Source organism: Alloactinosynnema sp. L-07 (assembly GCF_900070365.1).
Lineage (GTDB): Bacteria > Actinomycetota > Actinomycetes > Mycobacteriales > Pseudonocardiaceae > Actinokineospora.
In genome coordinates, this window is record NZ_LN850107.1 from 6240788 (window position 1) to 6264999 (window position 24212).

The window sequence follows — 24212 nt, forward strand, 5'->3', positions numbered from 1 at the left end:
GGATCGAGCAGCAGGGATGAAGTTGTGTCCGAAGAATGACCCAGACCAGTAGCCGACTCTCATCCGATCCGGGTATCAATTGTCCTTATGGCCGAACTTGAGATCCGCCACCTTCGCGCGATCTGCTCCATCGCCGACGAGGGCAGCGTTTCGCGCGCGGCCATCCGGCTCGGCGTGACCCAGCCCGCGCTGACCGCCCAGCTGCGCTCCATCGAGCGGCTGATCGGCGGCGAGCTGTTCCGCCGATCGCCCAACGGCAGCGTGCCGACCGAGCTGGGCCGCAGCGTGATCCGGTCCGCCCGGGTCGTGCTGGAGGACATGACCGCGCTGCTCGCGACCGCGCGCAATCACGTACGTCAGCCGGGTGAGGTGCCGCTGGTCGTCGCCGCCACGCCGATGCTGTTCATCGGCGCCATGATCGGCGAGCTGCGGGCGTGGTTCCGGGCCGAGCTGCGCACCGAGATCGACTCGTCGGCCCCGGTGCTGCTCGACCTGGTCGCGGCCAAGCAGGCCGACCTCGCGGTGTTCGAACGGTTCGAGGGCATGGAGAACCGGCAGCTCAGCGAGGTCGAGGTGCGCACGATCGTCGACGAGCCGCAGTTCGTCGCGCTCAGCGAGAACAATCCGCTGGCCGAGCAGGACGAGGTCGACCTCGCCGACCTGGCCGACTTCGACTGGGTGGCGCCGCCGCCCGACCAGGACCCGATGCGGCTGCGGTTCCGCGCGATCTGCGAGGCCATGGGCTTCACCCCGCGCATCACCCACCACGTCACCGAGGGGCGCGCGGCCATGGCGCTGGCCGCGGCGGGCGCGGTGTGCCTGGCCCAGCCCGCGTCGCTGGGCGGCCCCGGGTTCGTCATCCGGCCCCTGCGCGGGTCGGAGCTGTCGGCGCCGATCGTCTTGGTGATCCGGCTCGACGGAATGTTCGCCGCGCGCAGGCAGGAGCTCTTCGCCTGCGTGGCACACGCGTATCGCTTCATCGTCGACCGCAACCCGACCTACGCGAAGTGGTGGGAGCACCACCCGGAGGCCCACGCCGACCTCGACGCCGCGCTCGCGCTACCCCGGCCGAGCAGGCCCATTTAGCGGCGCAACAGAAATGGGAGCCGCTCGCCGAGGAACGCGCGCGGGAACTCGTCGCGCAGCCGCCAGAGGCCCGCGTCGATGACGAAGTGGGCCATGGTGAGCCCGAGGTAGGCGCCGAAGATCAGGCTGCCGGGGAAGGTCGCTCCGCGGTAGCTGGCCGCGATGTGCAGCAGCACGCCGACGAGCAGGGCGACGTTGAGGAGCATGGCCAGGCTGACCAGCCTGGCGCGTGCGACAAGGGCGACGATGACCAGGTATTGGTAGCCGTGGGCCAGGATCAGGCCGGTCAGGGCGAGGAACGGCGAGCTGAAGACGAAGACCGGCAGGAAGAACAGCACCGCCGCCGCGTAGACCGCGAGGAACTGCCACGGTCGGCTCTCCCGGCGGGCCACCGCGACGAGTCCGATCACCGCCGCGCCGACGAACGCCGCGCCCGCGACCGGGAACAGCACCCGCAGGTCGATCACCTCGGGCAACGCCAGCAGTGCCGGGTGCGCGAGGATGCCGACGATGCCCGCGACCCCGGCCGCCGTGATCGCGGCGCGTTCGACCTGGCGCAGCGGCCCGGCGCCGTGAGCTGAGGCGGCCAGCGCGGCCATGCCGAGGTTCTGTTTCTGGAAGTGGAAGAACTGCCAGGCGAAGAAGAGCATCAGCGGCACCGTGAGCCGCTCCAGCGGCAGCACGCTCACCACGAGCGCGGTCCCGAGGACCAAGGCGACTGGCGCGATGAAGTACCGGCCAGGCCTGGTCGACATGTGTCCGCGTACCTCGCGGTCGGTGTAGAACCACGCGGTCGCGCCGACGTGGGTCGAGGAACCGATGAAGATCAGCCACCGCAGCGCGGGACCGGGCGCCTGGCCCGCGTCCGGCGCCAGCGCCATGGCCAGCGCGAACGCGCCGACGGTGAGCCCGAGGGTCCCGCCGAGCCAAAGTCCGCGCAGGTCCCGGCTCACGCGCAGTTGGCGGGCGACATCATGCTGCCCAGTCCGTCCACACGGTCGACCTGGTTGAGCAACTCGGCGCCGCCTGCCACCACGAAGACGGCGATGCCGAGAACGATCAAGACCGTCAATACGATGCACACCACGTTGACGACCTTGCGTGTTGTCTCCATGCGTTTCCTCCCCAGGTGATCACCTCGTAGGACGGGTGATCACCCGGGAGGTTGCCTACTTCTTGTGCGGCTTGAGCGTCCAGAGCACGGTGACCTCGGCGGTGGTCACGCCCTCGGCGTTACGGACGGCGACCTCCACGGCGAACTCGGGCCGCGCACCGGCGTCGAGTTCGGCGATCACGTCGGCCGCGGGCCTGCTGAGCGTGGCCTCGGCGGTCAGCGGGCCCGCCGACACCTTGCGGTAGCGGATCTCGCTGCTCACCACCAGCGGCGTCGCCCGGCCGAGCAGCTCCGCGAACGAGGCGATGCCGACCGCGCCGGACGCGGTCTCGGCCAGGCCGAAGATCTGCGCGGCGTGCGGACCGCCGATGTGGTTGTGCAGGCGGTCGTCGTCGGGCAGGGCGGCGACGACGCGCTCGGCGGCGACCTCCGGGAACTCGATGCCCATCGTGGCGACCCAGGGGACGGTCTTCTTCATCGTGTCGGCGACCCAGCCGTAGTCCTCGCTCATAAGCCGCATATTACTCGTCAGTAACTTCTCTCGCCAGGGGCGATAGGATCGGCCTATGTCGCATGAGCCCGCGCTGTCGCACCTTGCCGCCGCCGACCCCGCCATCGCCGACCTGATCGAGGGCGAGGCCCGCCGCCAGTTCGAGAAGATCCGCCTCATCGCGTCGGAGAACTACGTCTCCACCGCGGTCCTCGAGGCGACCGGGACCGTGCTGACGAACAAGTACTCCGAGGGTTACGCGGGCAAGCGCTACTACGAGGGCCAGCAGGTCATCGACCAGGTCGAGACCGTCGCCATCGAGCGAGCCAAGGCCGTCTTCGGCGTCGACCACGCCAACGTCCAGCCCTACTCCGGCTCGCCCGCCAACCTCGCCGTCTACATGGCGCTGGCCAACCCCGGCGACACGGTCATGGGTATGGCGTTGCCTGCGGGCGGCCACCTGACCCACGGCTGGAGCGTGTCGGCCACCGGCAAGTGGTTCCGCGCGGTGCAGTACGGCGTGCGCAAGGACACCGGCCGCGTCGACCTCGACGAGGTCCGCGAGCTGGCACTGGCCGAGCGGCCGAAGCTGATCTTCTGCGGCGGCACCGCCATCCCGCGCACCATCGACTTCCCGGCCTTCGCCGAGATCGCCCGCGAGGTCGGCGCGGTGCTCGTGGCCGACATCGCCCACATCGCGGGCCTGGTCGCGGGTGGGGCGCACCCGTCGCCGGTCGGCCACGCCGAGATCATCTCCACCACCACGCACAAGACTCTGCGGGGCCCGCGCGGCGCGATGCTGATGTCGGACGCCAAGCACGCGAAGGCGCTGGACAAGGCCGTGTTCCCCGGTCTGCAGGGCGGCCCGCACAACCACACGACCGCGGCTATCGCGGTCGCCTTGGCCGAAGCGGCCAAGCCCGACTTCCGTGACTACGCCGCCGCGATCGTCGCCAACGCGCGGGCGCTGGCCGATGCGCTGGTCGAGCGCGGCTTCGAGCTGGTGTCCGGCGGCACCGACAACCACCTGATCCTGGTCGACCTGACCAACAAGGGCGTCGCGGGCAAGCCAGCGGCGCAGGCGCTCGACAAGGCGGGCATCGAGCTGAACTACAACACCGTCCCGTTCGACCCGCGCAAGCCGTTCGACCCGTCAGGCATCCGTTTGGGTACCGCGGCGATCACTACGCGTGGTCTCGGCGTCGAGCAGATGCCGCAGCTGGCCGCCTGGATGGATCGCGCGGTCAAGGCGACCGACGACGCTGAACTGGCCGCCGTGGCCGCTGAGGTGCGCGAACTGCTGGCGGACTACCCGATGCCCGGCTGGGCGTGATCGTGGGACCCGGGTCACACGAGAAATAAGTTGCAGTTACCAACTGAAAAGCGCATGCTTGTATCGACCAACTAATTGGATGGTGCAAGCAACGACAAGGGGTCGTCATGGTCACGCCGGACGTCACGACGGTGGAACTCACCGAACGCGACCTCGATAACGGGCAGCGGCTCGCCAGCGTGCTCTTCGCCTTCGGCAAGCAGCAGGCGACGGTGTCGGCCCGGATGAGCAAGGCCGGCGTCGACCGCACCGCGATCATCATGCTGAAGACGCTGGTGATGGTGGGGCCGTGCCGGTCGAGCACGCTCGCCGAGACCATCCACTCCGACCCGTCGACGGTGAGTCGCCAGGTCGCCGCGTTGGTCAAAGAGGGACTCATCGAGCGCCGCGCCGATCCCGAGGACGGTCGTGCCAGCCTGCTGGCGCCCACCGACGCGGGAGTCGCGCTGCTGCAGGCCAACCGCGCGCGCTTCGCCATGTCGCTGGCCCGGATGGTCCGGCACTGGGAGCCCGCCGACCTCGACCGGTTCATCGAGCTGTTCGAGCGGTTCCTCGACGACCACGACAACTACCTACCGACTCTGATCAGCGAATGCGCCAACCCGGTGCGTTCCGAAGGGGGTAATTCATGACCGCCCCAGCACCGGAAGAAGCCTCGCCAGGGGTACTGAGCCACCGGCAGATCCTCACGGTTCTGTCCGGACTCATGCTCGGCATGCTGCTCGCCGCACTGGACCAGACGATCATGGCTTCGGCGATGAAGACCATCGCCGACCAACTGCACGGCCAGACGATCCAGGCGTGGGCGACCACGGCGTACCTGATCACGGCCACCATCTCGACCCCGCTCTACGGCAAGCTGTCCGACATCTTCGGCCGCAAGCCGATGTACCTGACGGCGATCTCGTTCTTCCTGCTCGGCTCGGTGCTCGCGGGCATCGCGGGCTCCATGTACGAACTCGCCGCCTACCGCGCGGTGCAGGGTCTCGGCGCGGGCGGCCTGATGTCGCTGGCGCTGGCGATCATCGCCGACCTGGTCTCGCCTCGGGAGCGCAGCAAGTACCAGAGCTACTTCATGGGCGTCTGGGGACTGTCCTCTGTGGCCGGTCCGGTGGTCGGCGGATTCTTCGCCGGGCTCGACGACTTCGCGGGCCTGGAGGGTTGGCGCTGGGTGTTCCTGCTCAACGTGCCGATCGCGCTCGTGACCCTGGTCGTCGTCACGAAGTACCTGAACGTGCCGCACAAGCCGGTCCCGCAGAAGGTCGACTACTGGGGCGCCATCGCCCTGACCGTCGGACTCGTCCCGCTGCTGATCGTGGCCGAACAGGGCCGCGAGTGGGGCTGGGGCTCCGGGCAGGCGGTGGCCATGTACGCCACCGGCGTGGTCGGGCTCATCTGGTTCGTGTGGAACGAGCGGCGGATGGGCGACGCGGCGCTGCTGCCGCTGCGGCTGTTCCAGAGTCAGGCGTTCTCGCTGCTCAACGTGGTCAACTTCATCATGGGTGTCGGCATGTTCGGCATGATGATGTCGCTGCCGCTGTACCTGCAGATCGTCAAGGGCGCCTCGCCGACCGAGTCGGGCCTGATGACGCTGCCGCTGACCTTCGGCATCCTGTTCGCCGCGATCGGCAGCGGTCGGATCATCAGCCGGACCGGCCGGTACCGGATCTTCCCGATCATCGGGCTGGGCCTCACCGCGGTCTCGCTGTTCCTGTTCGCCCAGATCGGCGTCGACACCACGCTGACGTCGAGCATGCTGATCATGCTGCTGGCCGGCGCGGGCCTTGGCCTGTGCATGCAGCCGCTGATCCTGGCGATCCAGAACGACGTCGAGCCCAAGGACATCGGGGTCGCGACCTCGTCGGCGACGTTCTTCCGCTCCATCGGCGGCACGGTCGGCACCGCGGTGTTCCTGTCGATCCTGTTCACCGTGGTCGGCGACCGGATCTCCGACGCGTTCGCCTCCGTCCGGACCGACCCTGCCTTCCTCGCCGCGCTGCGCGAGAACCCGCAGTTCGCTGGTCAGCTGCAGGGCGGCAACGGGATCGACCTGAACAACACGGCGTTCCTCAACGACCTGCACCCGACGCTGGCCCGGCCGATCCTGACCGGCTTCTCCAGCTCGCTGGACACGGTGTTCCTGGTCGGCGGCTTCGTGGTGCTGGTGGCGTTCGTGCTGATCTGGTTCCTCAAGGAGGCACCGCTGTCGGACAAGTCCGGTCTGCAGCGGATGGCCGAGGCCGAACCCGCTCTCGCCTGATCGCGCTGTGAAAAGGGGCCCCGCGGGGCCCCTTTTTCATACGCCCACGGTCAAGGTCGCGGTGTAGCCGCTGGTCACGTCACCGGTCGTGGCGGCGAGTTGGCTGTCGTGGCCGTCGCGGAAGACGTTGTCGGACTCCAGGGACGTCCGGCCCATGTTGCGCACGCTCTGGCTGTAGCCGTCGGTGGCGTAGACCTTGTCGCAGACGTCCTCTGGCAGGGCGAGCTGCGAGGTGACGAGCGGGTCGCCCGCCTTGGTGGCCTCGGCGAGGCTGGGGTAGACCTCGAAGTGGATGTGCGGCCACCGGCCCGCGTAGGCGGCCGGGAAGACGCTGGTGAAGCGCACCTTGCCCTGGGCGTCGGACTCCTGGACGCCGCGCAGGTAGTTCTCGCCGGTCACGCCCTGGGAGTACATCGAGTACCTGCCGTCGATGTCGCATTGCCAGAGGTAGACCGCGACACCGACCGCGGGGACGCAGTTCTCGACGACCGTCAGCTCGATGGTGAGCGGGACGCCATTGGCGGTGGTCGTCGAGGTGCCGAAGCTGGAGCGGATGTCGGAGCGGACGATGCCGCTCTCGGTGAGCACGTTCGGCCCGTTGGAGCCGTCGCCGGGGTAGGGGCCCGCGGTCTCCTCCGGGATCGGGTCGGCACAGGCCGCTGAAGTCGCCCCGGTGGCTGTAGTGGTGGGCTGGGGTGATGGTGTCGCGCACCCGGCGATGACGCTGAGGCCCGCGCCGCCGAGCAGGGCCAGAATGCGCCGCCTGCCGAGGGTGGCCAGGTCGAAGGCGAGTCCGCGGTCGTGGTCGTCCATGGTGTCGATGGTCGGCCCCGAACCTGGGTGCGCGCTGTGCGAAGCCTGTGACAGACGAAAGCCCCGCACCATCGTGGCGCGGGGCTTTCGGGTGTCCGGGGTCAGTGGTACTGACCGCCCGCTTCCTTGAGCCGGTCGTAGGACCGCTGGATCTCGGCCTCGGCCTCGACGCGACCGACCCAGCTGGCGCCCTCGACGCTCTTGCCGGGCTCGAGGTCCTTGTAGACCTCGAAGAAGTGCTGGATCTCCAGGCGGTGGTACTCGGCAAGGTGGTGGATGTCGCGCAGGTGCTCGGTGCGCGGGTCGTGCGCCGGGACGCACAGGACCTTGTCGTCGCCACCCTTCTCGTCGGTCATGCGGAACATGCCGACGGCGCGGGCGCGGATGAGGCAGCCCGGGAAGGTCGGTTCCTGCACCAGGACCAGTGCGTCCAGGGGGTCGCCGTCCTCGCCGAGGGTGTTGTCCACGAAGCCGTAGTCGGCCGGGTACTGCGTGGCGGTGAACAGGGTGCGGTCGAGCTTGATGCGCCCCGACTCATGGTCCATCTCGTACTTGTTTCGATTTCCCTTGGGGATCTCGATGGTGACGTCGAACTCCACGCCGTCCCTCGCTCGTCTCGGCTGTCCTCGTTACGCCACTAGTGTGGACCACGGCGTCCCGATGGCCAGAACCGAACCGGGTGGACGTGGGTGTGAGATTCAGCGCGGGGGCAGGGGAGGAACGCGGGTGCCGGAGCACGACCAGTCGGCCGACGACAAGCAGGCCCGACCCCTGGCGCGGCCGTCTGACCAGGGAGAACGCCCGGCCGCGCCGTCGGCGGGCGCTCCGGCTTGGCCCGCGGACGAGGACGATCTGTGGCCCGCTCTGGACGACGACGAGGTTCCTGTGGCCGGTGGGGCCGCGGCGGAGCCGGTGTTACGTGACGAGACCCACGTCGAGAACACCCCGAATGCGAACGGGCGGGCAACCACCCAACCGAGTGAAAAACCGCAGGATGTGACGTGGCCGACCGCCGATGCGGTCGCCTTGGGTGACGAATCGATGTGGCCATCGGCCGAGGAGACGGCCGAGCTCACCCAGCCAGAGCCAGAGCCAGAGCCAGAGCCGGAACCCGAGCCTGAGCCTGAGCCTGAGCCGGAACCGGAACCTGAGCCGGAACCGGAACCGGAGCCGGAACCGGAACCTGAGCCGGAACCGGAACCGGAGCCTGAGCCGGAACCTGAGCTGGAGCCGGAACCCGAGCCCGAGCCCGAGCCCGAGCCGGAACCTGAGCCTGAGCCGGAACCCGAGCTGGAGCCGGAACCCGAGCCTGAGCCGGAACCTGAGCTGGAGCCGGAACCCGAGCCCGAGCCCGAGCCGGAACCCGAGCCCGAGCCGGAACCCGAGCCGGTACCTGAGCCCGTGCGCGTGCGTGTGCCCGAGCCCGAGCCCGAGCCTGAGCCGGAACCTGAGCCCGAGCCCGAGCCGGAACCCGAGCCGGTACCTGAGCCCGTGCGCGTGCGTGTGCCCGAGCCCGAGCCCGAGCCGGTACCTGAGCCCGTGCGCGTGCGTGTGCCCGAGCCCGAGCCCGAGCCTGAGCCGGAACCTGAGCCCGAGCCGGAACCCGAGCCGGAACCGGCGCCGGAGCCCGAGCCGGAACCTGCGCCGGTTGGTGTCGATGAGCAGCAAGGCGGGCTCGCCGAGCCTGCCGCCGCGCCGACCCCGGTCGACACCGAGCCGCCCACTCTCGTTGGGTTCTCGCCTGTCGGTCCGCGGCCGGGGGAGATGACCACTCGGCTGCCCGTGCCGGAGAGCAAGACCGTCCCGACCCGTCGGCCGCCGGTTCCGCCGCCGCCGGTCATCCGCACGCCGCCGTCTCGGCCCGCGCCCAAGCGGCAGGCGCCGCCGCGGCCCGCGGGGCCGCCGCCGAGTGGGATTCCAGGGTCGGCGGAGAAGACACAGTTCCTCTCCCGGCCCGCGCTCCCGCCGCCGCCCGCACCGGTCGTGAGACCGCAGGCGCCGCCTCGGCCGCAGGAACCCTCGCCGCCTGAAGGGGTGCGGTCGGGCCCTGTCATGGCTGACTCCCCCCGGCAGGGCCCGCCGCCGGAGTCGATTCCGTCCGCGCCCGAACCCGAGCCTGCCAAGCCGCGCAAGCGCAGAGGGCTGCTGGTGGGCGGGGTGATCGCGGCGGTCGTCGCGCTCGGTGGTGGGGCCGTTGTCGCCGTTCCCGGGTTGGCGGCCAAGTTGGGGCTCGGACCCGCCGAGCCGGACGTGAAGATCGCGCCGCCCGCGCCGCCCGTGCAGTTCACCGCGACCCTGCGGGGGCCTGGGCCAGACGTGCCCGCGCCGTCCGCGGCCGGGGTGCAGGCCGCGGTGTCGGGGCCGGTGGCGAGTCCCGCGCTGGGCACCCTGACCGGCACGGTCATCGACCCGACGTCCGGTCAGGTGCTGTTCGCGAAGAACCCGTCGACGCCGCTGATCCCGGCGTCGACGATCAAGCTGCTCACCTCAGCCGCCGCGCTGTTGGCCATCCCGCACGCCGAGCAGTTGTCGACGAAGGTGGTCGCGGGGGACAAGCCGGGCACGGTGATCATCGTCGGCGGCGGCGACGCCACGCTGTCATCGCTGCCCGCGGGCAAGGCGTCGGTGTACCCGGGGGCCGCGCGCCTCGACGAGCTGGTCGCGCAGGTGAAGGCGGCCGGGCCGGTGGACACGGTCATGGTCGACCTGGAGCGCTACGAGGGCGACTTCATGGCCCAGGGCTGGGATCCGCGCGACGTCCCCGCGGGCCACATCGCGCCGATCGTGCCCGCGATGATGGACGGCGGCCGGGCCGATCCGACCAAGGCGGTCAGCGCCCGCACCGACAACCCCGCCCGCGCGCTGGCCGAGGCGTTCGCCAAGCGCATCGGGGCGAAGGTGCCCGCCAGCGCTCTGGCCAAGGCCACGCCCGACGCGAAGGTGCTCGGGGAGGTCAAGTCCGCGCCGATGGTGGAGTTGGTCGACACCGTGCTGCAGCGGTCCGACAACGTCCTGGCCGAGATCTTGGTGCGTGAGGTGGCGAAGGCGACAAACAAAGAGCCGTCCTTCGCGGGCGGGACGGACGCTGTCTTGGATACGTTGCGCTCCAACGGTTTCGACGTGGCGGGCGTGGCGATGAGCGACGGCAGTGGAATGTCCACACTGGACAAAATAACGGCCGCGCTGCTCGCTGACGTGCTCAAGGTCGCAGCCGCGCCGGACGGGGCCGACCCACGCACGGCGAAGCTGCGGCCGCTGCTGGGCGGTCTGCCCGTCGCGGGCGGCAGCGGCACCCTGGCCACCCGCTACCAAGACCCCGCCGCCGCGGGCGGGCGCGGCTGGGTGCGGGCCAAGACCGGCACACTCGGTGCGTCGGGGGTGAACTCGCTGGCCGGTGTCGTGCTCGGCAAGGACGGCAGGCTGCTCGTGTTCGCGATGATCACTAACGGCTCCGACCCCGGCCAGGCCCAGCCCGCGCTCGACGTGGTGGCGGCGACTTTGCGGCAATGCGGGTGCCAGTGAGGGTAGCGTTTCGGGTGTGAACGCGGCGGCGGATACGGACGTGACCGGGACGGCACCGGTCGACTGGGAGCTGGCGATCGCCACCGCCAAGCGGCTGATCCGGCCTGGCCCGGTGGTCAGCCGCGACGAGGCCGAACACACCGTGAGCCACCTGCGCGGCATCACCGCCGTGGCCGAGGGACACGTCCGCGACCTCACCGGCCTCGGTGTCGACCTGCCGCTGCGCGATGGCGACGTGGTCGACCGTGAGGGCTGGGCCGAGGCCGCCATCCACAGCATCGCCGCGCTGACCGACGGCGCGCTTCCGCAGCGCTCCGGCAAGGTCGTCGCCGGGGTCATGGCGGGCAGCGCGGGCCTGCAGACCGGGATCGTGTTGGCTTACCTGGGCAGCCGCGTCCTGGGCCAGTACGACCCGTTCGGCGCCGACGGCGGCAGGCTGCTGCTGGTCGCGCCCAACATCGTCGCCGCGCAGCGCGCCTTGGACGTGCCCGCCGACGACTTCCAGATGTGGGTCTGCCTGCACGAGTGCACCCACCGCCTGCAGTTCACCGCGGTCGACTGGCTGCGCGACTACTTCCAGGGCCAGGTCGCCGGGTTCATCAGGGGCCTCGACGACAGCGCCAACAACGCCGTCTCGCGGCTGCCCGAGGTTCTGCGCGCCGTGCGTTCCCGGCCTGACCCGGTCGGCGTGATGGAACTGCTCCAGTCGCCCGCGCAGCGCGAGATCTTCGACCGGCTCATCGCCCTGTCCACGCTGCTCGAAGGCCACGCCGACCACGTCATGGACGCCGTCGGCCCGCTCGTGGTGCCCAGCGTGGAGACCATCCGCGCGCGGTTCACCGAGCGCAGGCGCGGCGGCGGCGTGCTCGACCGGATCCTGCGGACGCTGCTCGGCGTCGACGCCAAGATGAAGCAGTACGCGGAGGGTGCCCGGTTCACCCGGCACGTGGTCGACGCGGTCGGCATGGACGGGTTCAACCGGGTGTGGACCTCGCCGGAGACGCTGCCGCTGCGCGCGGAGATCGCCGACCCCGACGCTTGGCTGCGCCGCGTCGCGTGAAGCCGCCCATCGCCGTCGCCGAGGTCAGGGTCGCGGTCCGCCGCCTGCTGACCGAAGCCTGCCCTGTCGACGCCGTCGCCGTCGCCGTGTCCGGCGGCGCCGACTCACTGGCCCTGGCCGCAGCCGCGCAGCACGTCGGCCCCCGGATGGGCCTGCGGGTCGTCGGCCTGACCGTGGACCACGGCCTCCAGGCGGGCTCGGCGGCGACCGCGGCCCGCACCGCCGACCAACTCGAAGCCCTTGGCCTGACCACCCGTGTCCTCACCGTCACCGTCGAGGGCCCTGGCGGGCTGGAGGCGGCGGCCCGGCGCGCGCGGTACGCCGCGCTGAGGGAAGCGGCCGACGGGCTCGTGCTGCTCGGCCACACCCGCGACGATCAGGCCGAGACCGTCCTGCTCGGACTCGGCCGCGGCTCCGGCCCCCGGTCCATCGCCGGGATGCGCCCGCTCGACCCGCCGTGGGCGCGGCCCCTGCTCGACGTCACCCGCGCCACCACCCGGGCCGCGTGCGCCGCGCTCGGTCTGACCCCGTGGGACGACCCGCACAACCTCGACCCCCGCTTCACCAGGGTCCGGCTGCGCCGCGAGGTCCTCCCCCTCATGGAGGAGGTTCTCAACGGCGGCGTCGGGTCCGCGCTGGCCAGGACCGCGGCGCAGCTGCGGGAGGACTTGGCCGCCCTCGACGCCCTCGCCGCCGACCTGCGCACCGCCGCCGCCGACGGTGCCGACCTGCGCGTGGCGGACCTCACGTCGGCACCGGCCGCGCTGCGCAGGCGGGTGCTGCGGACCTGGCTCATCCAGGCGGGCGTCGAGGAACTGACCGACGCCCACCTGCGCGCCGCCGACGACCTCATCGGACAATGGCGAGGTCAAGGCGGAGTCGCCCTGCCGGGCGGCTTGGTAGCGCGCCGCGCGCATGGCAGGCTGATTTTCGACAAGCCAGACTCCTGAGAGGGACCACTGTGTACGACGGCGACATCGCCTCCGTGTTGATCACCGAACAGCAGATCGGCGAGAAGATCTCGGAGCTGGCCAAGCAGGTCGCCAACGACTACCCGGAGAACGGCACCGACCTGGTGCTCGTCGGCGTGCTCAAGGGCGCGGTCATGTTCATGACCGACTTCGCCCGCGCGCTGCAGGTGCCGACGCAGCTGGAGTTCATGGCTGTCAGCTCCTACGGCTCGGCCACCTCGTCCTCCGGCGTGGTGCGCATCCTCAAGGACCTCGACCGCGACATCGCGGGCCGCGACGTGGTGATCATCGAGGACATCATCGACTCCGGGCTGACCCTGTCGTGGCTGCTCAAGAACCTTCGCTCGCGCAACCCGAAGTCGCTGGAGGTGTGCACGCTGCTGCGCAAGCCCGACGCGGTCAAGGTCGACGTGCCGGTCAAGTACGTCGGCTTCGAGATCCCCAACGAGTTCGTCGTCGGCTACGGGCTCGACTTCGCCGAGCGCTACCGCGACCTGCCCTACATCGGCACCCTCGACCCGAAGGTCTACACCTCGTAGACCTTCGGAAATTCCCGATCCGGACATCCCGGGAACCCTTCCGCGCCGGTCGGCGTTGACAACGAAGGGCACCTCCTCGGCACTTCGTGCGGTTGGGGGTACGCCCCGGGCGGTACTCTGGTGAGACCGGAGGCCCCGTCCGGTCGGGTAATGGTCGTCATTGCCCTCACATGCAAGTCAGGGAGGGTGGAGGCCGCCCGGCGGCCGTAAGTTAATGGACCGCAAGCGCCTGCTTCGCAACCCGCTAATCTGGATCCTGGCGGTGTTGCTGATCTACTTCGCGTTCAGCATGCTGTTCGACGACACCCGGGGCTATACCTCGGTGCCCACGTCCAAGGCCGTCGCACAGATCCAATCCGGCAACGTCAAGCTCGTGGAGCTCGGCGACAAGGAGCAGCAGCTCAAGCTGACGCTGAACTCCCCGATCGACCAGGACGGGCAGTCGGTCACCAAGATCATCTCGCAGTACCCGGCGGGCGCGACGCCGCAGATCTTCGAATCGATCATCGGCAAGACCGGGACCGAGTTCAAGACGATCGTCACCCAGGACTCGTTCCTCACCCAGATCCTGATCTTCCTCATCCCGCTGGGCCTCCTCCTGCTGCTGCTCATGTGGATGATGAACAACGTCCAGGGCGGCGGGAACCGGGTACTCAACTTCGGCAAGTCCAAGGCCAAGCAACTGCCCAAGGACATGCCGAAGACCACGTTCGCCGACGTCGCGGGCGCCGACGAGGCGGTCGAAGAGCTCTACGAGATCAAGGACTTCCTGCAGAACCCGGCGCGGTATCAGGCGCTCGGCGCCAAGATCCCCAAGGGCGTGCTGCTCTACGGTCCGCCGGGAACGGGCAAGACCCTGCTGGCCAGGGCCGTCGCCGGTGAGGCCGGGGTGCCGTTCTACTCGATCTCCGGTTCGGACTTCGTGGAAATGTTCGTCGGTGTCGGCGCGTCGCGCGTGCGCGACCTGTTCGAGCAGGCCAAGCAGAACTCCCCGTGCATCATCTTCGTCGACGAGATCGACGCGGTCGGCCGCCAGCGCGGGGCGGGCCTCGGCGGCGGGCACGACGAGCGCGAGCAGACCCTCAACCAGCTGCTGGTCGAGATGGACGGCTTCGACGCGCGCGGCGGCATCATCCTGATCGCCGCGACGAACCGCCCCGACATCCTCGACCCCGCGCTGCTGCGCCCCGGCCGCTTCGACCGGCAGATCCCGGTGTCCGCACCGGACCTGATGGGCCGCAAGAAGATCCTGGAGGTGCACTCCAAGGGCAAGCCGATGGCGCCCGACGCGGACCTGCACAGCCTGGCCAAGCGCACCGTGGGCATGTCGGGTGCCGACCTGGCGAACGTCCTCAACGAGGCCGCGCTGCTCACCGCCCGCCAGAACGGCACGCTGATCAACGGCGTGGCGCTGGAGGAGTCGGTCGACCGGGTCATCGGCGGTCCCGCGCGCAAGAGCCGGATCATCTCCGACAAGGAGAAGAAGATCACGGCCTACCACGAGGGCGGCCACGCGCTCGCCGCGTGGGCGATGCCCGACCTGGAGCCGGTCTACAAGCTCACGATCCTGCCGCGCGGCCGGACCGGTGGCCACGCGCTGGTGGTCCCCGAGGACGACAAGCAGCTCATGACCCGCTCGGAGATGATCGCGCGGCTGGTGTTCGCCCTCGGCGGCCGCTCGGCCGAGGAACTGGTGTTCCACGAGCCGACCACCGGTGCGTCCAGCGACATCGAGCAGGCCACCAAGATCGCCAAGGCGATGGTGACCGAGTACGGCATGAGCGCCCGGCTCGGCGCGGTCAAGTACGGCCAGGACCAGGGCGACCCGTTCCTCGGGCGTTCGATGGGCCACGCGCCGGACTACTCGCTGGAGGTCGCGCACGAGATCGACGAGGAGGTGCGCAAGCTCATCGAGGCCGCGCACACCGAGGCGTGGGACGTGCTCAACACCTACCGCGACGTGCTCGACGAGCTGGTGGTCGAGCTGCTGGAGAAGGAGACGCTGACGCGCAAGGACCTGGAGCGGATCTTCTCGAACGTGGAGAAGCGCCCCCGGATCACCGCGTTCAACGACTTCGGCGAGCGCACCCCGTCGGACAAGCCGCCGATCAAGACCCCGCGCGAACTGGCGAAGGAACGCGGCGAGCCGTGGCCGGAGGAGGTCCCGACCCCGGTCGCGGTCGCCCCTGGCGCGGCCGACGGCCCGACGCGCACTCTGTCTGAGCTGCCCCCCAGCGGCAACGGCGCGGCGCCGCCGTACGGCCAGCCCGGTCCCTACGGCCAGCCCGGCCCGTACGGTCAGCCCGGCTACGGCACCCCGCCGCCGTACGGCCGCCCGGTCGAGCCGGCGGGCGGCCGCCACTCGGGCCCGCCGCACTACGGCGCCCCGCCCGGCTGGACCCCGGCGACCACCCCGCAGGGCGGTCCCCACCAGTCGTGGCAGCCGTCGTGGGGTGAGCAGCAGAACGAACGCGGCGACGGCCGCCACCCGGAGTCCAAGGATCGGGATCAGGACACCGATGGGCGCCCGAACGGTTCCTAATGGGATGGTGGCGGGCATCCCGCCCATCTCGGAGGTACCGATGAACGACAACCTGAGCCACGGGGTCGGGACGCCACGCGACGTCCCGATCCCGGGGTTCGACCAGGACCGCGCCGAGAAGGCCGTCCGCGAACTCCTCCTCGCCTGCGGTGAGGACCCCGACCGCGACGGTCTGGTCGACACGCCCGCACGGGTGGCGCGGGCGTATCACGAATTGTTCGCCGGGTTGTATACGAATCCGGAATCGGTCCTGGACAAAACTTTTGACGAAAGTCACGATGAACTCGTTCTCGTGACCGATATTCCGATGTTTTCCACCTGTGAACACCATTTAGTGCCATTCCATGGCGTCGCGCACGTGGGCTATATCCCGAATGAACAAGGGCGGGTCACCGGACTGTCCAAATTGGCCAGGCTGGTCGACCTGTACTCCAAGCGTCCGCAGGTGCAGGAGCGGCTGACGTCGCAGATCGCGGATGCGATGATGAAGAAGCTGGAGCCGCGCGGGGTGATCGTGGTCATTGAAGCCGAGCATCTCTGTATGGCTATGCGGGGTATTCGCAAGCCGGGGGCGCGGACGACGACCTCGGCGCTGCGGGGGATTCTGAAATCGTCGGCCTCGTCGCGGGCCGAGGCCATCGAGCTGATCAATGGGCGGACCAGGTGAGCTTGCTGCCATATCCCGGTCGCTGCGCGGTGATGGGTGTGCTGAATGTGACGCCCGATTCCTTCTCCGATGGTGGGCGGTATCTCGACGTCGACGACGCGGTGGCGCATGGGATCGCGATGTGGCGGCGTGGGGCGAACCTGGTCGATGTCGGCGGTGAGTCGACGCGGCCGGGGGCGGCGCGGGTGGACGCGGCCACGGAGATCGCGCGGGTCATCCCGGTGATCACCCAACTCGCAGCCGAGGGGGTGGTGGTGAGTGTGGACACAACGCGGGCGAAGGTGGCGGAGGCGGCGCTGGCCGCGGGGGCCACGGTGATCAACGATGTGTCCGGTGGGCTGGCCGACCCGGACATGGGCAAGGTGGCCGCCGCGGCGGAGTGTCCGTGGATCTTGATGCACTGGCGCGGGCACAGCCGGGAGATGGACACCCTCGCCGACTACCGCGACGTCGTCGCCGAGGTGCACGCCGAGTTGCTGCAGCAGGCCGACAACGCGCTGGAGGCCGGGGTCGACGGGGACATGATCGTGCTCGACCCAGGGCTCGGCTTCGCCAAGAACGCCGCGCACAACTGGGCGTTGCTGCGCAGGCTCGACCTGTTCGTCGCGGAGGGGTTCCCCGTGCTGGTCGGCGCTTCCCGCAAGCGGTTCCTGGGCAGCCTGCTGGCCGACGCCGACGGCACCCCGCGTCCGCCGGACGGCCGCGAGGACGCCACCACCGCCATCTCGACCATCGCCGCCGTCGCGGGGGCCTGGGGCGTGCGGGTGCACGACGTCGACCGGTCCCTCGACGCGGTCGCCGTGGTCGCGGCGATGAAGGGAGCCCGGTGACCGACCGGATCACGCTGACCGGCCTGCGAGTGCGCGGCCACCACGGCGTCTTCGAGCACGAGAAGCGCGACGGGCAGGACTTCGTCGTCGACATCACCCTGTGGATCGACCTGGACAAGGCCGCCGCGACCGACGACCTCCAGCACACCGTCCACTACGGCGAACTCGCCGAACGCGCCGCCGCCGTCGTCGCCGGGCCGCCGCGCGACCTCATCGAGACCGTGGCCGCCGAGATCGCCGAGGCCGAGATGACTGACGGGCGGGTGCACGCGGTCGAGGTGACCGTCCACAAGCCGAGCGCGCCGATCCCGCTGACCTTCGCCGACGTCGCGGTCACCGTGCGCCGGTCGCGGCGGAACCGCGCATGACCAGGGCGGTGCTGTCCATCGGGTCCAACCTGGGTGATCGGCTCGCGCACTTGAAGGTGGCCGTCGACGGGTTCGCCGACGTGCTGGTCGCGGTGTCCCCGGTCTACGAGACGGCCGCGTGGGGTGTCACCGACCAGCCCGACTTCCTCAACGCGGTGCTGATCGTCGAGGACGCGGGCACCGACGAGTGGGGCTGGCTGCGCCGGGGACAGGATCTGGAGAACAAGGCGGGGCGCGTGCGCACCGAACACTGGGGGCCGCGCACGCTCGACGTGGATGTGGTCACCGTCGACGGCGTCCGCAGCGACGACCCTGACCTGCTGCTTCCCCATCCGGGCACACCGGATCGGGCGACGGTGCTGGTGCCCTGGCTCGACGTCGAGCCGGACGCGGTGGTGCCCGGCCACGGCCCGGCCAGAGACTTGCTGTCCATTTTGGACACCGAGGGTGTGCGCAGGCGCGACGATCTGGCACTGGGGGTGCGGTGAGGTTCACCAACGCGCGGGACCTGGTTCCGGCGGGCGCGGTCACCGCCGTCGCGGCGTATCTCGGGATCCGGCTGCTCTATGGCGAACTGCCGCCGCTGCCCACCCTGGCGGGGATCACGTTGCTGGTCCTGGCCATCGTCGAGGTGGTGTTCGGGTTCGCGCTGCGCGGTCGGATCCGGGCGACGTCCGGCAAGCCGGTGCAGCCGCTGACCGCGGCGCGGGCGGTCGCGCTGGCGAAGGCGTCGTCGCTGCTCGGCTCGATCATGCTTGGCGCGTGGCTGGCGGTGCTGGCGTACGTTCTGCCGGAGAGCGCGCAGCTCCAAGCGGCCAAATCGGACCTGCCCAGCGCGATCATCGGCGCGGTCTGCGCCGCCGCGCTGATCGGCGCCGCACTGTGGCTGGAGTACTGCTGCAAAACCCCGACTGACCCCGACGATCATCGTCGGGACAGGTCGAGAACGAACTAAATGACGTCCGTTTGGTCTCGCCGAGGTAACGACCCGGTACGGTGTGGCGCATGAAGGGCAGGACGGACGTCACCACGACCGGGTCCCTCGGCGCGCGGGTCTTGTTGCTCGCCGCGGTGGGGCTGGCGATGACCGCGACCGCCGTCCTGGTGCTGAGCGAGTCCGTGCGGTGGATGCGCCTTGGTGTGGTCGCCGCGCTGTGGGCCGCCTTAGCCGGGGCGTTCCTGGCGGCCAGGTACCGCAAGCAGGTCGCCGACCGCGCCGAGGACGCCGCCGCGCTGCAGAAGGTCTACGAGCTGGAACTGGAGCGGGAGGTCACCGCCCGGCGCGAGTTCGAACTGGAGGTCGAGGCGGAGGCCAAGGCGAAGGCCGAAGCCGAGTCCCGTGACGACCTCGCCGAGCTGCGCACCGAACTGCGCGCGATGCGCGAACACCTGGAGATGCTGCTGAGCGGCGGCGAGGTGCTGGTCGAGCGGGTCGCCCTGCGCGCGGAGGCCACGCGTATGCGTGCCCTGGCCGATGGCGACAAGCGCGCCCTGCCGCACAACCCGCTGCGCCGCATCACCGCGGCCAAGACGGGTGAGGCCGACACCGACCTGATCGAGCGGATCCGCGCCGAGGCCGGTCCGGTCCGGCGGGCCGACTTCACACCGCACCCGTCGGAGGTGTCGGACCGGTGGTTCCTGGAGGGCACCTCGGGCCAGCGCATCGACCCGAACTGGACGCCGTCGTGGGAGACCGGACAACAGCCCGCGATCCGTGACATCACCAGCGCCAAGCGCCCGGCCAACGGCGCGGGAAAGCCCCCGCAGGTGCTCCGCCGCGAACCCGCGGACCAGCCCGGCCAGCAGCCGAAGGTGAACGGCGGCGAGCGGCAGGCGCCCGTGAACGGGACCCGCGCGCACCCCGAGCGTTCGCTGCCTGCCGGCACGAGGGCCGCCGAGCCCACCCGCGGCGGCGAGCGGCAGGCACCCGTGAACGGGACCCGCGCGCACCCCGAGCGTTCGCTGCCTGCCGGCACCAGGGCCGAGCCCACCCGCGGCGGCGAGCGACAGGCACCCGTGAATGGAACCCGCGCACAACCCGAGCGTTCGCTGCCTGTCGGCGCCAAGAGGGACGACCCCACCCGCGGCGCCGACCAGGTGCCCGCACCGGTCCGCCCGGAGACCCAGGCCGCCTTGCAGCCCGCTCCGAAAGTCAGGCCGGACACCCAGGCCGTTCTGCCGGGTCGGTCCGAGCCCAACGGGGCGAGCCGCTTCGAGCAGGGCCGCGAGCCCGCTGAGCCGCCGCGGCGGCCGGTGGATCCGAAGACCAGCCAGAACCTCACCCCGGTCAAGGAACCGGAGCGGCAGGCCGAGGGCGGTCGCCGCAGGGCGCCGACCGGGATCTTCCCGCCGGTCGCCGCCGCCGCGGCGGCTGAGGGTCGGCGCGCGGCCGCCGCGCACGCCGAGGCCAGTGGCTACCACCTGCCCGTCGCGCGGCCCACCCCCACGGAGACGACCGGGCGCGGCGTGCCGGTGAGCCGGGACCATGAGCCGGAGACGGCCGGTTCCCGCCCGCAGGCCGCCCACCGGGCCCCGACCGGATATCACGCCCCGGTGCAGCCGGTGGCCGGTCGCCGCGCCAAGGCGGACGAGGACACCGGGGGCCGCAGGCGCAGGCCGGAGGAGACTCCACAGGTCGAGCCCGCCGGATCGCACACCGAGGGCAAGTCCGTTCGGGATCTGCTCGCCGCCCACGGCGCCGCGCCGACGAGGCGCAGGCGTCGGCGGGATGAGGATTGAGGGACCACCAGTCCCTGAGAGCCGGCGCACGCGGTAGCCGCGCCGAAATGGTCCCTGGCGGTGTGGCCGGGTACGCCTACAGGCAACTCCGGTATGCGGACGACGGCCGCACCGCCAGGGGCCATCTCGTTCACGAGTCTCGCGCGTTCTCAGACGCGCATTTAGGCCGCGGTTTCGATCTGGTGTGCGCGGTAGCCGCGCCGAGGTGGTCCCCTGGCGGCATGGCCGGATTCGCCCGGTTACGCCCGGTATGAGGGCGATCCGGCGGAACCACGGCCTAAGATCACGTTCCGTGTCTGAACCTCACGCCGCCCATCCCGCCGCTCGGCGATGGACCGTCCTGCTGCCCGTGGCCGGGCTGGTCGTGCTCGCCGGGTGCGGTCTGGTCCTGTTGGGCCTGAGCACCGCCCGGGTCGGGATCGTGGCCGAGGTGGTCGGGGTCGGGGCCGCGCTGCTGCCGGTGGGGCCGGTGGTGGCGGCGTTCCTGTGGATGGACCGGTGGGAGCCCGAGCCCGCCCGGCTGCTGTGGCTGGCATTCGGCTGGGGCGCGTGCGTGGCGACGGTGGCCGCGCTGCTCATCAACAACACCGCCGAGGCCGTCGGCGACCTGCTGCTCGGCAAGGGCAACGGCGACAAGGTCAGCGCCGTGGTGTCGGCGCCGCTGTTCGAGGAGGCGCTCAAGGGAGCGTTCGTCCTGGGGATCTTCCTGTTCCTGCGTTCGGAGTTCGACGGCGTGGTCGACGGGATCGTCTACTCGGGATTCGTCGCGGCCGGGTTCGCGTTCACCGAGAACATCTACTACTTCGGCCGCGCGTTCGCCGAGCACGGGTTCGGCGACAGCACCTCGCCGGGGGTGGTGGCCGCGTTCATCCTGCGTGGGGTGCTCTCGCCGTTCACGCATCCGCTGTTCACCGCGATGATCGGCATCGGGATCGGGATCGCCGCGCACTCGGCGTCGCGGCGGACGTGGATCCTGGCCCCGCTCGGGGGGTATCTCGCCGCCGTGGTGCTGCACGCGCTGTGGAACGGCTCGGCCACGCTGGGGACCGCGACGACCTTCCTCACCGTCTACTTCCTGGTGATGGTCCCGCTTTTCGCCGCCGTGCTGGTCTTCATCAACTGGCACCGCAAGCGGGAGCAGCGCATCGTCGCCGCCGCGCTGCCCGCGATGGTGGAGATCAACTGCGTGGTGGTGTCCGAGGTGGAGCTGCTGTCCAGCCTCACCGGCAGGCGCAAGTGGCGCAGGCAGGTCAGGTCGACCTCGGGCAAGCTCGCCGCGCGCGCGGTCAGCGAGTACCACAGCGCGGTCACCGAGCTGGCGTTCTTTCGTCACGCCATCGACCGCGGCACCAGCGGTCCGCACCCGCAGCTGCGCGAGGGCCACCTGATCGAGGCCGTGCGGCTGCGCCGGGCCGCCGCTGTCGAGGCCGCGGGCTCCGGCCGGTGACGTGGCGCAGGCGACACCGGCCCGGCCGGTGAAGCTGGTCACCTGCACGACGTGACGTCCGCGCGCGGCGGCTACTCTTCCGCCGTCGTCTGGTACCCGCATCGTCGCGGGACTGGAACGAGACTAGGAGCAAGTCCTATGCACGGATACAAGCCGTGACCCGGCCCGCCCGCTTGGCGGTCGGAGTCGTTTCGGCCGGTCGCGTGGGTGCCGTCCTCGGCGCCGCGCTGGGCCGCGCCGGGCACACCGTCACCTCCGCGTCCGCCGTTTCCGACGCGTCCCTCGCCCGCGCCGAGGCCCTGCTGCCCGGCGCGTCGATCCGCCCGCCCGACGAGGTGGCGCGCGACGCCGACCTGGTCCTGCTGGCCATCCCCGACGACGTCCTGGCGGGCACCGTGCGCGGCTTGGCCGCCGCAGGCGCGCTGCGCCCGGGGCAGATCGTGGTCCACACCAGCGGCGCGCACGGCGTCGACGTGCTGGCCCCGGCCGCCGAGCACGGCGCCCTGACCCTCGCGCTGCACCCGGTGATGACCTTCACCGGCCGCGCCGAGGACCTCGACCGGATCGCCGCCTGCTGCTTCGGGGTGACCGCGGCAGACGGCGACGCCGCGGCGTGGAGCGTGGCCGAGGCGCTGGTGGTGGAGATGGGCGCCGAGCCCGTCCGGGTCACCGAGGCCGCCCGCCCGCTCTATCACACCGCCCTGGCCCACGGCGCGAATCACCTGGTCACCCTGGTCGCCGAGTGCTCCGATCTGCTGCGTGCCGCCGACATCGCCACCCCCGAGCGGCTGCTCGGCCCGCTGCTGTCGGCCGCGCTGGACAACGTGCTGCGCCACGGCGACCGCGCGCTCACCGGCCCGGTCGCCCGCGGCGACGCGGGCACCGTCCGCAAGCACGTCGGGGTGCTGGCCAAGCACGCCCCCGAGTCCCTGCCCGCCTACCGGGCGCTGGCGGCCCGCACCGCCGACCGGGCCACCGAGTCCGGCCTGCTGCGCGCCGACCTGGCCGCGGAGATCCGCGCCGCCATCACCGAGGAGTCCGCATGACCGCCCCGCCGCGCTTCCTGCCCGGCAAGCTCAACGTCCTGAGCGGCCCGCAGGACCTGGCCCGCACCACGCGGGCGCTGCGCGCCACCGGCCGCAAGATCGCGTTCGTGCCGACCATGGGCGCGCTGCACGACGGCCACCGCGAGCTGATGCGTCGGGCCCGCCGGATCCCGAACACGGTGCTGGTGGCGTCGATCTTCGTCAACCCGCTGCAGTTCGGCGCCGGTGAGGACTTCGAGCGCTACCCGCGTCCGCTGGAGGCCGACCTCGACGTGTGCGCGCAGGAGGGCGTGGAGCTGGCGTTCACCCCGGAGCGGGAAGCGCTCTACCCGCCGGGCGCGCAGGTGACTGTCCACCCTGGACCGCTCGGCGACGAGTTGGAGGGCGCTGTCCGCCCCGGCCACTTCGCCGGGGTGCTGACCGTGGTGGCCAAGCTGTTCAACATCGTCCGCCCGGACTTCGCGCTGTTCGGGGAGAAGGACTACCAGCAGCTCGCGCTGATCAAGAAGATGGTGCGCGACCTCGACATGGAGGTCGCCGTCGTCGGTGTGCAGACGGTGCGCGAGTCCGACGGGATGGCGATGTCGTCGCGCAACGCCTATCTGGACACCGACCAGCGCGCCGCGGCGGTCGCGCTGTCGGCCGCGCTGGCCGCCGGGGCGCACGTCAGCGAGGGCGGCGGAAACGCTGTCGTCAACGCTGCACGCGCTGTCCTTGACGACACTCCGGAGCTCAAGGTCGACTATCTGGAGCTTCGCGGTCTCGATCTCGGACCCGCCCCCGACCGCGGCGACGCCCGGCTGCTGGTGGCCGCCAAGATCGGCGGCACCCGGCTCATCGACAACGTTCCGGTGCTCCTGGGCACCCCTGACCTCGCTCAGCACCAGTAGGAAGGGATCTCCTGATGATGCTCCGCAACATGCTCAAGTCCAAGATCCACCGGGCCACCGTGACCCAGGCCGACCTGCACTACGTCGGTTCGGTCACGATCGACCCGCTGCTGTTGGAAGCCGCCGACCTCCTGCCGGGCGAACAGGTCGCCATCGTCGACGTGACCAACGGCGCGCGCCTGGAGACCTACGTCATCGAGGGTGAGCGGGGCAGCGGGGTGATCGGCATCAACGGTGCCGCCGCGCACCTGGTGCACCCCGGCGACATCGTCATCCTCATCGCCTACGGGCTCATGGAGTCGGCCGAGGCCGCCGCCTACCAGCCCAAGGTGATCTTCGTCGACGCCGACAACAAGATCCTGCACGAGGGCGCCGACGCCGCGCACGCACCGGCCGACTCCGGTCTGTTCAGCGGCGCGGCGACCGCCGAGCCCCCGCCGAGACCGTTGACGCCGCCCGGCTCGACGCCCTGCTGGCCCACGAGAGCTGAGACGA

The 24212-nt window shown here is 70.8% G+C and carries 24 protein-coding genes and 1 pseudogene; 19 read left to right on the top strand and 6 right to left on the bottom strand.

The window, feature by feature from the left end; translation table 11 throughout:
- The first annotated feature begins 87 nt into the window (after nucleotides 1–87).
- Nucleotides 88–1086, top strand: a complete 999-nt coding sequence (locus BN1701_RS28505) for a LysR family transcriptional regulator (protein ID WP_054053893.1) — start codon at nucleotides 88–90, stop codon at nucleotides 1084–1086.
- On the opposite strand, the gene BN1701_RS28510 is transcribed toward BN1701_RS28505, so the two are convergent.
- The 3 genes from BN1701_RS28510 to BN1701_RS28515 are packed head-to-tail and all read right to left on the bottom strand — an operon-like array spanning nucleotide 1083 to nucleotide 2711.
- Nucleotides 1083–2039, bottom strand: coding sequence for a hypothetical protein (locus tag BN1701_RS28510; RefSeq protein ID WP_054053895.1), 957 nt, complete (start codon nucleotides 2037–2039; stop codon nucleotides 1083–1085). The two genes, BN1701_RS28505 and BN1701_RS28510, sit on opposite strands and share 4 nt — an antisense overlap.
- Nucleotides 2036–2200 (bottom strand): hypothetical protein, encoded by a 165-nt coding sequence (locus tag BN1701_RS36095; protein WP_157368270.1) that lies wholly within the window; start codon nucleotides 2198–2200, stop codon nucleotides 2036–2038. The genes BN1701_RS28510 and BN1701_RS36095 overlap by 4 nt, the downstream gene beginning before the upstream one ends.
- Nucleotides 2201–2255: 55 nt before the next feature.
- Complete coding sequence (locus BN1701_RS28515) at nucleotides 2256–2711, bottom strand: DUF4442 domain-containing protein (RefSeq protein ID WP_054053897.1); 456 nt, start codon at nucleotides 2709–2711, stop codon at nucleotides 2256–2258.
- Between the two features lie 55 nt (nucleotides 2712–2766).
- Here BN1701_RS28515 and glyA point away from each other — a divergent pair, with 55 nt between their 5' ends.
- The 3 genes from glyA (at nucleotide 2767) to BN1701_RS28530 (ending at nucleotide 6283) form a co-directional block, all read left to right on the top strand.
- Nucleotides 2767–4023: a serine hydroxymethyltransferase gene (gene glyA / locus BN1701_RS28520; protein ID WP_054053899.1), complete on the top strand. Its 1257-nt coding sequence runs from the start codon at nucleotides 2767–2769 to the stop codon at nucleotides 4021–4023.
- Between the two features lie 107 nt (nucleotides 4024–4130).
- Nucleotides 4131–4655, top strand: a complete 525-nt coding sequence (locus tag BN1701_RS28525; protein WP_054053901.1) for a MarR family winged helix-turn-helix transcriptional regulator — start codon at nucleotides 4131–4133, stop codon at nucleotides 4653–4655.
- On the top strand, nucleotides 4652–6283 hold the full coding sequence (locus tag BN1701_RS28530) for an MDR family MFS transporter (RefSeq protein ID WP_054053903.1): 1632 nt from the start codon (nucleotides 4652–4654) through the stop codon (nucleotides 6281–6283). Before BN1701_RS28525 ends, BN1701_RS28530 begins: the two co-directional genes overlap by 4 nt.
- Before the next feature lie 36 nt (nucleotides 6284–6319).
- Here BN1701_RS28530 and BN1701_RS28535 read toward each other — a convergent pair whose 3' ends face one another.
- The 3 genes from BN1701_RS28535 to BN1701_RS36595 all read right to left on the bottom strand — a co-directional run bounded on the left by BN1701_RS28535 (nucleotide 6320) and on the right by BN1701_RS36595 (nucleotide 8764).
- Nucleotides 6320–7096, bottom strand: coding sequence for an intradiol ring-cleavage dioxygenase (locus BN1701_RS28535; RefSeq protein WP_054053905.1), 777 nt, complete (start codon nucleotides 7094–7096; stop codon nucleotides 6320–6322).
- Between the two features lie 101 nt (nucleotides 7097–7197).
- Nucleotides 7198–7695, bottom strand: coding sequence for an inorganic diphosphatase (locus BN1701_RS28540; RefSeq protein ID WP_054053909.1), 498 nt, complete (start codon nucleotides 7693–7695; stop codon nucleotides 7198–7200).
- Between the two features lie 316 nt (nucleotides 7696–8011).
- Nucleotides 8012–8764 carry a hypothetical protein gene (locus BN1701_RS36595; RefSeq protein WP_054053913.1) on the bottom strand — a complete coding sequence of 251 codons (753 nt, stop codon included), beginning with the start codon at nucleotides 8762–8764 and terminating at the stop codon, nucleotides 8012–8014.
- 384 nt (nucleotides 8765–9148) lie between these two features.
- Between BN1701_RS36595 and dacB the strand changes: the two genes are divergently transcribed.
- From dacB to panD, 15 genes and pseudogenes are all read left to right on the top strand, one after another.
- Entirely contained in the window at nucleotides 9149–10618 is a 1470-nt protein-coding gene (gene dacB / locus BN1701_RS36600; protein WP_054053915.1) for a D-alanyl-D-alanine carboxypeptidase/D-alanyl-D-alanine-endopeptidase, read from the top strand.
- Between the two features lie 40 nt (nucleotides 10619–10658).
- Entirely contained in the window at nucleotides 10659–11678 is a 1020-nt protein-coding gene (locus BN1701_RS28555) for a zinc-dependent metalloprotease (RefSeq protein ID WP_054053916.1), read from the top strand.
- Nucleotides 11675–12628, top strand: a complete 954-nt coding sequence (gene tilS, locus BN1701_RS28560) for a tRNA lysidine(34) synthetase TilS (protein ID WP_157368271.1) — start codon at nucleotides 11675–11677, stop codon at nucleotides 12626–12628. The genes BN1701_RS28555 and tilS overlap by 4 nt, the downstream gene beginning before the upstream one ends.
- Nucleotides 12629–12639: 11 nt before the next feature.
- On the top strand, nucleotides 12640–13188 hold the full coding sequence (hpt, locus tag BN1701_RS28565; protein ID WP_054053918.1) for a hypoxanthine phosphoribosyltransferase: 549 nt from the start codon (nucleotides 12640–12642) through the stop codon (nucleotides 13186–13188).
- Nucleotides 13189–13402: 214 nt separating this feature from the next.
- Nucleotides 13403–15730, top strand: coding sequence for an ATP-dependent zinc metalloprotease FtsH (gene ftsH, locus BN1701_RS28570; protein WP_054053920.1), 2328 nt, complete (start codon nucleotides 13403–13405; stop codon nucleotides 15728–15730).
- Between the two features lie 40 nt (nucleotides 15731–15770).
- The gene (gene folE, locus BN1701_RS28575; protein ID WP_054056205.1) at nucleotides 15771–16397 is read left to right on the top strand and encodes a GTP cyclohydrolase I FolE; all 627 of its coding nucleotides are present in this window, start codon (nucleotides 15771–15773) and stop codon (nucleotides 16395–16397) included.
- 32 nt (nucleotides 16398–16429) lie between these two features.
- Nucleotides 16430–17227 (top strand): dihydropteroate synthase, encoded by a 798-nt coding sequence (gene folP / locus BN1701_RS28580; RefSeq protein WP_054056206.1) that lies wholly within the window; start codon nucleotides 16430–16432, stop codon nucleotides 17225–17227.
- Nucleotides 17224–17595, top strand: a complete 372-nt coding sequence (folB, locus tag BN1701_RS28585) for a dihydroneopterin aldolase (protein WP_054053922.1) — start codon at nucleotides 17224–17226, stop codon at nucleotides 17593–17595. Before folP ends, folB begins: the two co-directional genes overlap by 4 nt.
- Entirely contained in the window at nucleotides 17592–18083 is a 492-nt protein-coding gene (folK, locus tag BN1701_RS28590; RefSeq protein ID WP_054053924.1) for a 2-amino-4-hydroxy-6-hydroxymethyldihydropteridine diphosphokinase, read from the top strand. The genes folB and folK overlap by 4 nt, the downstream gene beginning before the upstream one ends.
- A complete protein-coding gene (locus BN1701_RS28595) occupies nucleotides 18080–18550 on the top strand; it encodes a DUF3180 domain-containing protein (protein ID WP_054053927.1) in 471 nt (156 codons plus the stop codon). Before folK ends, BN1701_RS28595 begins: the two co-directional genes overlap by 4 nt.
- A gap of 50 nt (nucleotides 18551–18600) precedes the next feature.
- Nucleotides 18601–20334 carry a DUF6779 domain-containing protein gene (locus BN1701_RS28600; protein ID WP_054053928.1) on the top strand — a complete coding sequence of 578 codons (1734 nt, stop codon included), beginning with the start codon at nucleotides 18601–18603 and terminating at the stop codon, nucleotides 20332–20334.
- A gap of 292 nt (nucleotides 20335–20626) precedes the next feature.
- Nucleotides 20627–21781: a PrsW family intramembrane metalloprotease gene (locus tag BN1701_RS28605; RefSeq protein ID WP_054053930.1), complete on the top strand. Its 1155-nt coding sequence runs from the start codon at nucleotides 20627–20629 to the stop codon at nucleotides 21779–21781.
- A gap of 155 nt (nucleotides 21782–21936) precedes the next feature.
- On the top strand, nucleotides 21937–22827 hold the full coding sequence (locus BN1701_RS28610) for a Rossmann-like and DUF2520 domain-containing protein (RefSeq protein WP_054053932.1): 891 nt from the start codon (nucleotides 21937–21939) through the stop codon (nucleotides 22825–22827).
- Nucleotides 22824–23717, top strand: a complete 894-nt coding sequence (panC, locus tag BN1701_RS28615; protein WP_054053934.1) for a pantoate--beta-alanine ligase — start codon at nucleotides 22824–22826, stop codon at nucleotides 23715–23717. The genes BN1701_RS28610 and panC overlap by 4 nt, the downstream gene beginning before the upstream one ends.
- A 17-nt stretch (nucleotides 23718–23734) precedes the next feature.
- Nucleotides 23735–24207 (top strand): annotated as a pseudogene (gene panD / locus BN1701_RS38040) (aspartate 1-decarboxylase).
- The last annotated feature ends 5 nt before the right edge of the window (nucleotides 24208–24212 follow it).